The following is an 11,784-nucleotide window of genomic DNA, read 5'->3' on the forward strand; positions in this document are numbered from 1 at the left end:
GAGAATTCAGTTATTATCGAGCATCAGTTATTTATGCTTTGGTGACACGTTCGAGCCAGTTTACCATGCCGAACATGACGCCCATCGAGATGATGCAGACTGCGAGGAAGACGCTCCAGCAGATCCACAGCGGCCAGTTGTTATACATCAGCGGGCCGATCCAGAGCAGAAGATTGCCGAGGGCGGTAGCGCCGAGCCAGAGACCCTGGCAGAGACCCTGCATGTGGGCGGGAGCCACTTTCGACACAAACGAGAGGCCTAAGGGCGAGATGAAGAGCTCGGCCACGGTCAGGAAGAAGTAGAGCAGGAGAAGCACCCACGGACCGGCCTTCATTGTGGCAGCTATCGCGTTGGGGAGTTCGCGGAACTCGATGCCTGAGGGATAGGCTTCGAAATATGAATAGAGGGCTAGGAAGAGGAAGGCCATGCCCGCCAGACCCATACCGATGGCGATCTTGCGCGGAGTGGAGATCTCGATGCCGGCGCGGCTCAGGGCGCTGAACATGAGCATTACAAGCGGGGTGAGTATGATCACGAAGAAGGGATTGGCTGCCTGCCAGATCTCAGGCGCGATGGATGAGGTGTCGACAAAGTCGCGGGCGAAGAGCGACAGCGATGTGCCGTTCTGGTGGAATGAGAACCAGAAGAAGATCACCACTCCGAGCACTGCGAAGAGGGCGGTCATGCGCTGCTTGATCTCCTTGGCCATTGCGCGGCGTTCCTCGTCGGAGATGCGCACTCCCTCGGCCTTGGCTTTCTTGCCGGGGGTGGGGAGGTTTTTCTTGACGCTCACAAAGATCAGGAGCGAGAGGAGCATGGCGCAGACAGAGGCGATGAACGAGTAGTGGATACCGGTGTTGAACACATCGAGATACTGTGCGCAGAAGGCCTGGATGTCACCTGCGGCGTTGCCTCCGGTCTCGGTGATGAGGGCATAGAGGTTGTTGAGGTTCTCGGTGCTCATTGAGTCGGTCACGCTCAGATACTCATGGCAGAGGGCCGGGAGCTTGGCGTTGTAGGCCAGCGAGTGCACGCCGAGCCACCAGCTGCGGAGCATCGGGGCCACGAAGGGAGCTACCAGGCCGCCCACGTTGATGAACACATAGAATATTTGGAAGCCGGAGTCGCGCTTCGAAGCATATTTGGGATTGTCATAGAGCTGACCCACGATGGCCTGGAGGTTGCCCTTGAAAAGACCGTTGCCGAAGGCTATGAGGAAGAGGGCGAAACAGGTCATCGGCAGCAGCCATGAGATGTTGTCGGAAGTGGAGAGGATAGGAATCGAGAGAATCACATAACCGAGGGTCATGATAATGAGACCGTTGATGATGGTCCCCTTGTAGTTCTGGGTGCGGTCGGCAATGGCACCGCCCACAAGACTGAGCAGATAGATGCCGGCGTAAAAGAACGAGTAGACAAGCGCGCTGGTCTCCTCCGAGAGTCCGAATTTCGAACAGAGGAAGAGGACTAAGACGGCATTCATGATGTAGTAGCCGAATCGCTCGCCCATGTTGCTGAGTGCAGCAGGAATAAGGCCTTTGGGTTGGTCTTTGAACATAACGGATTGATTAGTTTGATTTGGGTATTGATTCAGGGGGTTAAGAAGCTGTTTTTAGAAAACTCTAAACCGGGTTCCGGCGCAGAGTTTCCGCAAAAATAAGCAAAATAATCATAATTTATAATATTCCGGTAGAAAAATGCTGCGGTGACGGGCCAAAATCACACAAAATCTTACTATGACTCCTTATCCGGACAGTTGATTCTTTTTATAAAGAAAACAATGATGCATGCCAATAATGCAAATATGAACATCAAACCGATCATAAATAACTTACCACGTAATATGCTATACATCAGGAATGTCATCAAAATCATGCTCCATGCGGTCATGCAATCAAACATCTGTCTGATGATTGAAATTCCGGCGGCCGATTTTTTTATCTCATTTCGGACATTCCACCAGTCTGGGTGATTCTTGACAAAAAAAATCATACCCCACGTTATAAGAGATAATAATGGTATTATCAGACTGACTGAAGGACTGCCATATGAATCAATAGCTCCACTTATATCCCAATGAATCGGAATCAAATCGTATTGAGTTATCAGATAGCAACTGATCCCTAATTGGATTAATATTAATGTGATGTTAAATATCCGGATAAATTTATTCATTTATTTTGAGATTTGACATAATATAGATTTGTTTGATCTAAAATTAGCTCAAAATTCATTAATATCATAACAAATCGATAGTTTTTTATCTTTAAGCTTAAAAATTACACAAGCTTATTCTTATGACAAATGTGTGTTTGTGAGCGAAAAACTATGTATCTGGAAACGCCTGAAATTAGCGAACTTCAACAAAAGAAACAATAGCCTATACAATGAATATTTCCAGCCTCGATTTACTGCCTGATGGGAAAAGATAGGAATATTGGGGCCGATTTCTTACTTTTGCAGATGTCAACGGTCGCTTTTAACAAGATCTTAATGATAATGCAAAGATGGATAATGCAGATTTTCTGATACGTTTCAGCAGCCCCCGGCTGGGATATGGCAGTGTTGTGCTTGACAATTCGGAACTTTTGGAGATACCTCAGGGTGTGTCGGTAGTGCTCGGCCCGAACGGTGCCGGCAAGTCGACTCTCGGCCTTGTGATGGAAAAAGGACGCTACGCCTATGGCAACCGCCTCGAATTCGCCCGCCCCGACATGAAGGTCAGGATGCTGACGTTCACTGACATACATTCCTTTACCGGCATCGACGTGGTCAGCCACGAGCAGCGCCTGGAGTCGACAGTCAATGACTTCGTGCCGACTGTCGCCGAGCTTGTAGGTCAGCTGGCCTCTGACGGCGAATGGCTGCGCCTCTGCGAGTCATTCGCCTTGCGCGACGTCATGGACAAACGCATCAACTATCTGTCGAGCGGCGAATTGCGCAAGCTGCTTGTGGTCAACGCCCTGCGCTCGCGCCCCGACCTGCTGGTGCTCGACAATCCCTACATAGGTCTCGACTCCGCCTCCCGCCTCGAACTCGATGCGGCCCTGCGCTCCCTCCCCGCGCGCGGCACCTCCGTGGTGATGCTGCTCTGCGATCCGGCCGACATTCCCGCCTACGCCGTAGCCGTGTTGCCGATGGCCGGAAGGACTCTGCTGCCCCTCGTCACCGACCGTGCCGCGATTGACGCCCTGCGCTCTCAGACGCCTGTCTGCGAGGAAATTGACGCCTCGCAGCTACCCCTCCGCCCGGAAGCTGACGGCGATGACTATGAAGTGGCCTTCTCGATCACCGACGGCCATGTGAGCTACGGTGACCGCCGGATCATCAGTGGTCTTGACTGGACCGTCAGGCGCGGCGAACGCTGGGCGCTCACAGGCCCCAACGGCAGTGGCAAATCGCTGCTGCTGAGCATGATTTGCGGAGACCACCCGCAGGCCTACGCCAACTGCATCACCCTCTTTGACCGTCGTCGCGGCAGCGGCGAAAGCATCTGGGAGATCAAAGACCGCATAGGCTACGTCTGCCCGGAGATGCAGCTCTACTTCCGCAGCCCCCTCTCGGTGGTCGATGTAGTGGCCCAGGGCCTGCGCTCGGCCCTCAACCGCTATGCCCGGATCACCGACAGTGAGCGCAGCGAAGCCCTCGCCTGGCTCCGGCTAATGGCCATCAGTCATCTTAAAGACCAGACCTTCGATCGGCTCTCCTCAGGCGAACAGCGCATGGTGTTGCTGGCGCGGGCCTTCATCCGTCAGCCCCGACTGCTGATACTCGACGAACCGCTCCACGGCCTCGACGCTCCCGCCAAACAGCGCATCCGCCGCCTGACAGACCTCCTGACCGGGCGCAATTCCACTTCACTCATCTTCGTCAGCCACTACCCCCACGAAATCCCCTCCGGAGTAAATCATATCAAAACGCTGATCAAGAGGTAGATATAAAAACATTGAAAATATGGCAAAGCGAATAGTTACGAGAATCGGCGATATATTCTGCGTTGAATTGGGTAATGGCTACAAGAGCTATTTCCAATACATGCTTAAAGACTGTCATTATCTTGGAGGTGCTGTTATCAGAGCCTTTAAGACTAATTATCCGGTTGAATATGAGCCTAAAATAGAAGAAATTGTCAAAGATGAGGTTGCTTTTCATGCACTTACATATCTTCGTGCCGGGATAGATGAGAATACATGGTATAAAATCGGAAATTCCAAAGAAATAGGACAGGAAGAGCTTAAAAGTTTTGTGTTTGGGCTTCCACAGGAGGAGGATACCACCATTGGATATGAAAAAGCAAATGAACTGGATGCAAATATGGAGCCATATGAACATTGGTATGTTGGCTATGCCGGATGTGAAAGAAAAGATATCGGGAAAATTCCTGAATTTTTGAAGTCGATCATTGAGTGTGACGGCGTTTTGCCTTATACGTGTATCGTGGACCGTATCAGATATGGATACTATACATGGACAATGACTTTTTATGATGAAGTCAAGCGCAAGCCTTGGCCGTGGGTTGACAGTTATGTCCGGAAAGCCGACCCTCTTACCCGTGAAACGACTTATTTTCATTTCCACGGAAGCCGTGCTGTCAGAGAGGTTATTGTTGACTGCGATGGCAATATAACGCGATTGTCCTGCGAAAATCCTGTGGATGGCTGCCACACACTTTATGCCGGAGATTTCGGCGAAATCAACTGGCGCTACAAAGAATTCATCACCGAGGATGCGTTTGAAGATGTATGGAATAAATCAGATAAAAGCAGATAATGACATCCGTCCGATGGACATATATTTTTAAGAAACATTGAAAATATGGCAAAGCGAATAGTTACGAAAATCGGCGATATATTCTGCGTTGAATTGGATGATGGCTACAAGAGCTATTTCCAATATATCGCCAACGATATGACGCAGTTGAATAGTTCTGTCATTCGGGCTTTTGTTGGACGCTATCCGATGGATTATCAGCCGGACATGGATGAACTGGTTAAATCAGAAGTGGCGTTCTATGCCCATACGGTACTTAGGATCGGGCTTGTGGGCGATCATTGGTATAAAGTAGGCAAAAGCAAAGATTTGGGCCTTGATGAACTGGCTTCAGCGTGGTTTGTCGGCGAGTCTTCAACTGTCTATAATCCGGAAACAGACAAATTTGACGACGTTGATCCGTTGGAACATTTTTATGTATGGCATTGTAACGAATCGCAGATTCCCATCGGAAAAATGACTCCGGAAATCTCGGAAAGCCCGATGACAACAAATGGCAGTGTCTTGTCATGGTTCAGAATTGTTGAAAGAATCAAATATGGATATACTTCAGCAGATCTCTATTTAAACAGATATGTTAAACAAAAACCGTGGCCGTGGGTGGAGAGTTATCTGACTTACTTTGACCGCATGGCGAGACTCCGGTATTATTTTCATTTCAAAGGAGAGAAAATCTGCAGGGAAGTAATACGGACATCAGATGGAAATTTCATAAATTTATCCGAAAACGATCCGGAAAAAGATGGTTACGCTCTTTTTGCGGGATCTTTTGGCGATATAAGCTGGTGTGCGTGGAATGTCACAGGCGAAAAATTCAATACTATCTGGGATAAACATCATGGCAAAGAGAGTTAAAATAAAAATAGGCGATGTGTTCTGCCAGGAACATGGTGACGGCTACAAGAGCTATTTCCAATATATTGCGGATGACAGCGAGAAAGATGGTTGTCCGGTGATCAGGATTTTCAAAACCCGCTATGCGGTAAGTGAAAATCCCGGAATCGAGGACGTAATCTCATCAGAGGTGGGGCTGTATGTACATACGGATGTCGTGTCAGGAAGTGAGTTTGGAGGCGGATGGTATAAGGTTGGCGAAAGTGCCGATCTCGGTCTTGACGGACTGGCATTAGCCCGTTTTGTTGAGCTTGGCGACAAAAGAGACGACGAAGGAGAATGGTCGATAGATAAATTAAGCCGACTGGACCCCTATGAAGAATGCTTTGTCTGGCGTTGCGATGAACCACGTGAGAATATCGGTCCGGTCAATCCTGGCGACTGGATAGCCGGTGATGCTTTTGACGGCTCTGTTTATCTGTGGCCCAAGACAGTAGAACTGATAAAGACCGGTTATATAACACAGCGGATTGAAATGCCCCTGATTGATGATATTGTAAAACGGCGTGCATGGCCGTGGGTCGACAGTTATACAAGCCTTATCGACCCGTTGACGAAGTTTCAGTATTATTTCCATTTTCATGGAGATAACCTTGTCTGTGAAGTAATCGAAAAGCCTGACGGTAATACAGTGTGCCTGTCACCTGACAAGCCGATAGCGGATGGCTGCTCTCTTTTTGACGGGAAGTTTGGAGATATAGGGTGGCACAGTCATGAATTTATCGGAAAAGAAAAATTTAAGTCAGTTTCGGATAAATGTGAACAGGCTTCAACAGCCCCTGCCGGCAATGGCGGTTTCTTGCGCGGACTCCGTGACAGACTATGCGGCCGATAGGTGTCCGTGCGCGGGGACGGGACAGCTGCTATTGCCGGTGACGAATTTTATCTTTTGATTTTCGGATGGAATTCTGTAATTTTGCACAGTTATTACTCTCTCCCTCCGCATACCGCAATCAATAATCTTACAATTTCTATAACATCATGGCAAAGAAAGCATTGTTAATGATTCTCGACGGATGGGGAATCGGCAATCACTCCAAGAGCGACGCTATTTTCTCTACTCCTACTCCCTACTGGGACTATCTCGTAAAAAACTACCCCCACAGCGAGCTTCAGGCTTCAGGCGAAAACGTCGGTCTGCCTGACGGACAGATGGGCAACTCGGAGGTGGGTCACCTCAATATCGGCGCCGGCCGCGTGGTCTATCAGGACCTCGTGAAAATCAACAAGGCATGTGCCGACGGCTCTATCCTCGAAAATCCTGAGATTGTAGATGCCTTCTCCTATGCCCGCGACAACGGCAAGGCCATCCACTTCATGGGCCTCACCAGCGACGGCGGTGTGCACTCTTCGCTCGACCACCTCTATGCCCTCTGCGACATAGCCGCTAAATACGGTCTCGAAAAGGTCTACATCCACTGCTTCATGGACGGCCGCGACACCGACCCCCGCAGCGGCAAGGGCTTCATCGAGCAGCTCGAAGCCCACTGCGCCAAGTCGGCCGGCAAGATCGCCTCGATCATAGGCCGCTACTACGCTATGGACCGCGACAAGCGCTGGGAGCGCGTCAAGGTTGCCTATGACCTTCTGGTGAAAGGCGAGGGCAAGCAGGCGACTGACATGGCCAAGGCCGTGCAGGAAAGCTATGACGAGGACGTGACCGACGAATTCATCAAGCCCATCAACAACGCGGCTGTCGACGGAACAATCAAGGAAGGCGACGCTGTGATCTTCTTCAACTACCGCAACGACCGCGCAAAGGAGCTCACCGTGGCCCTCACACAGCACGACATCCCCGAAGCCGACATGAAGGTGATACCCGGCCTGCAGTACTACTGCATGACCCCCTACGACGCATCCTTCACCGGTGTCCACATCCTCTTCCCCAAAGAAAACGTTGAAAACACCCTCGGCGAATATCTCTCAAGCCTCGACAAGAAGCAGCTCCACATAGCCGAGACCGAAAAGTATGCCCACGTGACATTCTTCTTCAACGGCGGACGCGAGCAGCCCTACGAAGGCGAGGAGCGCATCCTCGTGGCATCGCCCAAGGTGGCAACCTACGACCTCAAGCCCGAAATGAGCGCCTATGAGGTGAAAGACAAGCTCGTGGAGGCAATCAGGGAAGAGAAATATGACTTCATCGTGGTCAACTACGCCAACGGCGACATGGTGGGCCACACCGGAGTCTACGAAGCCATCTGCAAGGCTGTCAAGGCCGTTGACGAATGCGTGAAAGACACCGTTGAGGCCGCCAAGGAAGCCGGCTACGAGGTGATCATCATCGCTGACCACGGCAACGCCGACAACGCCATCAACGCCGACGGCACCCCCAACACAGCTCACTCGCTCAACCCCGTGCCCTGCATCTACGTGACCGACCGCGCCGGTGCTACCGTGGCCGACGGCAAACTCGCCGACGTGGCTCCCACCATGCTGAAAATCATGGGCCTCGAACAGCCTAAGGAGATGACCGGCCACGCCCTCATCGGCTGATAGGCCGAGCCGGCATCCACCACACCCTCCACTTGACCTCACAGATGGAATCCATAAAACAACTCTACAAGATAGGCCACGGCCCCTCCAGTTCCCATACTATGGGGCCGCTCAAAGCCGCGCAGGAGTTCGGAGCCAGCTATCCGGAGGCCGCATCCTTTAACGTGACCCTTTTCGGTGCCCTCGCAGGCACCGGAAAGGGCCACATGACAGATGTGGCTATCCTCGGAGAGCTTCAGAAGACAGCTCCGACCACAATCCTGTGGGAACCCTCGGTGTTCCTTCCCTTCCACCCCAACGGCATGACTTTCGTGGCCCTCGGCGCTGACGGCAGCGAACTGGGCCGCGACACGGTCTACTCGATCGGCGGCGGCGACATTGTCCACGAGGGCGAGGAGCGTCCCGACGCAAAGACCGTCTATCCCCTGAGCCGTATCTCCGACATCCTGGACTGGGCCGACAAGTCGGGCAAGAGCTTCTGGGAATACGTCGACGAATATGAAGACAGCGACGTCTGGGACTATCTGCGTGAGGTCTGGCAGGTGATGAAAGAGGCCGTAGAGCGCGGCATCGACGCCGAAGGGGTGCTCCCCGGAGGCCTCGGAGTGCGCCGCAAGGCCGTCAGCTACTATCTCCACGCCTCAGGCCACAACGACAGCCTGCGCAGCCGCGGCCTGGTTTACGCCTATGCCCTCGCCGTCAGCGAGGAAAACGCATCGGGCGGCAAGATCGTCACCGCACCCACCTGCGGGTCATGCGGAGTGCTCCCGGCTGTCCTCTATCATCTCTCGACCTCGAAAGGCTTCAGCGACAAGCGCATACTCCGCGCCCTTGCCACCGCCGGACTATTCGGGAGCGTGGTCAAGTGCAACGCCTCTGTCTCAGGAGCCGAAGTGGGCTGTCAGGGCGAAGTCGGAGTGGCCTGCGCTATGGCCGCCGCAGCCGCCAGCCAGCTCTTCGGCGGAACCCCCGCCCAGATCGAATATTCGGCCGAGATGGGACTCGAACACCACCTCGGACTCACCTGCGATCCGGTGTGCGGGCTGGTGCAGATACCCTGCATCGAGCGCAACGCCTATGCCGCCGCCCGCGCGCTCGACAGCAACCTCTACGCATCCTTCTCCGACGGCCGCCACTCGGTCAGCTTCGACCGCATTGTCGAGGTGATGAAGCAGACGGGCCATGACCTGCCGTCGATCTACAAAGAGACCGCCCAAGGGGGCCTGGCCGCTATAAAATAGTCTTAAAAAAATTCAGATGGCATGACACGCAAATATGATTTTCTTGTGATCGGCTCAGGCATAGCCGGCATGAGTTTTGCCCTTAAGGTCGCTTCAAAGGGCAAAGTGGCCCTGATATGCAAGACCACTCTCGATGAAGCCAACACGGCCCTCGCCCAGGGCGGAGTGGCTTCGGTCACCAACCTCGAAGTAGACGATTTCGAGAAACACATCAACGACACAATGATAGCCGGCGACTGGCTCAGCGATCCTGAAGCTGTCAGAAAGGTTGTCACCGAGGCTCCCGGACAGATACGTGAGCTTATCAACTGGGGCGTTGACTTCGACAAGAAGGAAGACGGCAGCTTCGACCTCCACCGCGAAGGCGGCCACTCGGAGTTCCGCATCCTCCACCATGCCGACAACACCGGATTCGAGATCCAGGAATCGCTCATCAAGGCTGTCAGGTCGAACCCCGACATCGACATCTTCGAACATCATTTTGCCATCGAGATCATCACCCAGCACCATCTGGGCAAGATAGTGACCCGCCGCACACCTGACATAACATGCTACGGAGCCTACGTGCTCGACACGCAGACAGGCGAGGTCGACACCTTCCTCTCGCGCATCACCCTCATAGCCACCGGCGGTGTAGGTGCCGTCTATCAGACCACCACAAATCCGCTCGTGGCCACCGGCGACGGCATCGCTATGGTCTACCGCGCCAAAGGCACCGTCAAGGACATGGAATTCATCCAGTTCCACCCCACGGCCCTCTATCATCCCGGCGACCGCCCGAACTTCCTGATCACCGAGGCCATGAGAGGCTACGGCGCAGTGCTCCGCAACCTCAAGGGCGAGGAGTTCATGCACAAGTATGACCCCCGCCTCTCGCTCGCCCCGCGCGACATTGTGGCCCGCGCCATCGACTCGGAGATGAAGCTCACCGGCGATGACCACGTGTATCTCGACGTGACCCACAAAGACCCCGAAGAGACCCGCCGCCACTTCCCCAACATCTATGCCAAATGCCTCTCGCTCGGCATCGACATCACCAAAGACTACATACCCGTGGCTCCCGCCGCCCACTATCTCTGCGGAGGCATCAAGGTCGACTCCAACGCCGAGTCGTCGATCAGGCGCCTCTACGCCGTGGGCGAGTGCTCCTGCACAGGCCTGCACGGCGGCAACCGCCTAGCATCCAACTCGCTGATCGAGGCTGTGGTCTATGCCGATGCAGCTGCCAGACACGCCATTGCCAACGCCTCGCACTACGAGTGGCGCACCGATGTGCCCTCCTGGAACGACGAAGGCACACGCCACCCCGAAGAGATGGTGCTCATCACCCAGAGCATCAAGGAAGTAAACCAGATCATGGGCACCTACGTGGGCATAGTCCGCTCCAACCTGCGCCTCGACCGCGCCTGGAACCGCCTCGACATTCTCTATGAGGAGACCGAGAAGCTCTTCAAGCAGTCAAAAGCCTCGCGTGAGATCTGCGAGCTGCGTAATATAATTAATGTTGGCTACCTGATCATGCGCCAGGCCAAGGAGCGCAAGGAGTCACGCGGCCTGCACTACACGGTTGACTATCCGCCCGTGCCACGCGGACAGCACGGAGAGTGATCCCCCCTCTGACATTTCCGACCGCCTGGCTGTTATAAGTTGTTATAATAGGTATAATGATCCTGATCCGAAAGATAATATTCCTCCTCATACTGACGGCTGTGACGGTGGCCGCGCCTTCGGTGGCGCAGGCCGCCGGCGCCGCTCAGGCGCTGCCTGACGGCCCTGAGACCGATGTCGAGGTGGGCGACGGCAGGGTCAAGCCGATCCGCGGCTATTACTTTTTCGACGGCGAGGACGGCGAGCAGACCCTGATGCTGGTGCTCGCCGATGTCACCGTGTTTCCTCCCCTCAAGTTCAAAAACAAGAAGGAGGAGGAGTTCTACTGGAAAACCGTGCGCGATGTCAAAAAGACGCTCCCCTATGCCAAACTCATCTGCGAGACGCTGATCGAGACCTATGAATACATCGAGACATTCCCCACCCAGAAGGAGCGCGAGGAGCATCTGAAACGCATGGAAGGGGAGGTGTTCAAGCAGTATAAGCCTGCCTTGAAGAAGTTTACCAAGTCGCAGGCCCAGATGCTTGTCAAGCTCATAAACCGCGAGACCAACCAGTCGAGCTACAATATTCTGAAAGCATTCCTCGGCAGTTTTCGCGCCGGATTCTGGCAGACCTTCGGCCGTCTCTTCGGCGTGAATCTCAAGACGGATTATAACCCCGACAAGGACCGCAAGGATGCCATAGTGGAGCGCGTGGCCACAATGGTCGAACTCGGCCAGCTCTAACCCGCAGCCCGTGGCCTGTCCGGAGCACACCTGGCGGACATGTTGAG

At 53.5% G+C, this 11,784-nt stretch carries 10 protein-coding genes; 8 read left to right on the plus strand and 2 right to left on the minus strand.

Annotated features, from left to right (window positions below):
• Positions 1–31 precede the first annotated feature (31 nt).
• Positions 32–1,558, minus strand: coding sequence for a peptide MFS transporter (locus tag FDZ78_RS07905; RefSeq protein ID WP_107031182.1), 1,527 nt, complete (start codon positions 1,556–1,558; stop codon positions 32–34).
• 176 nt (positions 1,559–1,734) lie between these two features.
• On the minus strand, positions 1,735–2,175 hold the full coding sequence (locus FDZ78_RS14960) for a DUF1648 domain-containing protein (protein ID WP_136408369.1): 441 nt from the start codon (positions 2,173–2,175) through the stop codon (positions 1,735–1,737).
• Between the two features lie 332 nt (positions 2,176–2,507).
• Between FDZ78_RS14960 and FDZ78_RS07915 the strand changes: the two genes are divergently transcribed.
• The 8 genes from FDZ78_RS07915 (at position 2,508) to FDZ78_RS07950 (ending at position 11,737) form a co-directional block, all read left to right on the plus strand.
• Positions 2,508–3,935 carry an ATP-binding cassette domain-containing protein gene (locus tag FDZ78_RS07915; protein WP_107032375.1) on the plus strand — a complete coding sequence of 476 codons (1,428 nt, stop codon included), beginning with the start codon at positions 2,508–2,510 and terminating at the stop codon, positions 3,933–3,935.
• 19 nt (positions 3,936–3,954) lie between these two features.
• On the plus strand, positions 3,955–4,770 hold the full coding sequence (locus FDZ78_RS07920; RefSeq protein WP_107032374.1) for an Imm26 family immunity protein: 816 nt from the start codon (positions 3,955–3,957) through the stop codon (positions 4,768–4,770).
• Positions 4,771–4,815: 45 nt separating this feature from the next.
• Entirely contained in the window at positions 4,816–5,625 is an 810-nt protein-coding gene (locus FDZ78_RS14730; RefSeq protein ID WP_205743436.1) for a hypothetical protein, read from the plus strand.
• Positions 5,609–6,499 carry a hypothetical protein gene (locus FDZ78_RS07930; RefSeq protein ID WP_136408370.1) on the plus strand — a complete coding sequence of 297 codons (891 nt, stop codon included), beginning with the start codon at positions 5,609–5,611 and terminating at the stop codon, positions 6,497–6,499. Before FDZ78_RS14730 ends, FDZ78_RS07930 begins: the two co-directional genes overlap by 17 nt.
• Before the next feature lie 146 nt (positions 6,500–6,645).
• A complete protein-coding gene (gene gpmI, locus FDZ78_RS07935; RefSeq protein WP_136408371.1) occupies positions 6,646–8,160 on the plus strand; it encodes a 2,3-bisphosphoglycerate-independent phosphoglycerate mutase in 1,515 nt (504 codons plus the stop codon).
• Positions 8,161–8,204: 44 nt separating this feature from the next.
• A complete protein-coding gene (locus tag FDZ78_RS07940; RefSeq protein ID WP_107032371.1) occupies positions 8,205–9,401 on the plus strand; it encodes an L-serine ammonia-lyase in 1,197 nt (398 codons plus the stop codon).
• A 21-nt stretch (positions 9,402–9,422) separates the two neighbouring features.
• Positions 9,423–11,009: an L-aspartate oxidase gene (gene nadB, locus FDZ78_RS07945; protein ID WP_107032370.1), complete on the plus strand. Its 1,587-nt coding sequence runs from the start codon at positions 9,423–9,425 to the stop codon at positions 11,007–11,009.
• A 56-nt stretch (positions 11,010–11,065) separates the two neighbouring features.
• Entirely contained in the window at positions 11,066–11,737 is a 672-nt protein-coding gene (locus FDZ78_RS07950; protein WP_107032369.1) for a DUF4294 domain-containing protein, read from the plus strand.
• Positions 11,738–11,784: the final 47 nt, after the last annotated feature.

Source organism: Duncaniella sp. B8, from assembly GCF_005304985.1.
In the GTDB taxonomy this organism is placed as follows: domain Bacteria; phylum Bacteroidota; class Bacteroidia; order Bacteroidales; family Muribaculaceae; genus Duncaniella; species Duncaniella muris.

Coding starts and splice junctions, on each gene's coding strand:
- FDZ78_RS07920 (WP_107032374.1), top strand. CDS start 3,955: ATGGCAAAGCGAATAGTTACGAGAATCGGCGATATATTCTGCGTTGAA.
- FDZ78_RS14960 (WP_136408369.1), bottom strand. CDS start 2,175: ATGAATAAATTTATCCGGATATTTAACATCACATTAATATTAATCCAA.
- nadB (WP_107032370.1), top strand. CDS start 9,423: ATGACACGCAAATATGATTTTCTTGTGATCGGCTCAGGCATAGCCGGC.
- FDZ78_RS07950 (WP_107032369.1), top strand. CDS start 11,066: ATGATCCTGATCCGAAAGATAATATTCCTCCTCATACTGACGGCTGTG.
- FDZ78_RS14730 (WP_205743436.1), top strand. CDS start 4,816: ATGGCAAAGCGAATAGTTACGAAAATCGGCGATATATTCTGCGTTGAA.
- FDZ78_RS07930 (WP_136408370.1), top strand. CDS start 5,609: ATGGCAAAGAGAGTTAAAATAAAAATAGGCGATGTGTTCTGCCAGGAA.
- FDZ78_RS07940 (WP_107032371.1), top strand. CDS start 8,205: ATGGAATCCATAAAACAACTCTACAAGATAGGCCACGGCCCCTCCAGT.
- gpmI (WP_136408371.1), top strand. CDS start 6,646: ATGGCAAAGAAAGCATTGTTAATGATTCTCGACGGATGGGGAATCGGC.
- FDZ78_RS07905 (WP_107031182.1), bottom strand. CDS start 1,558: ATGTTCAAAGACCAACCCAAAGGCCTTATTCCTGCTGCACTCAGCAAC.
- FDZ78_RS07915 (WP_107032375.1), top strand. CDS start 2,508: ATGGATAATGCAGATTTTCTGATACGTTTCAGCAGCCCCCGGCTGGGA.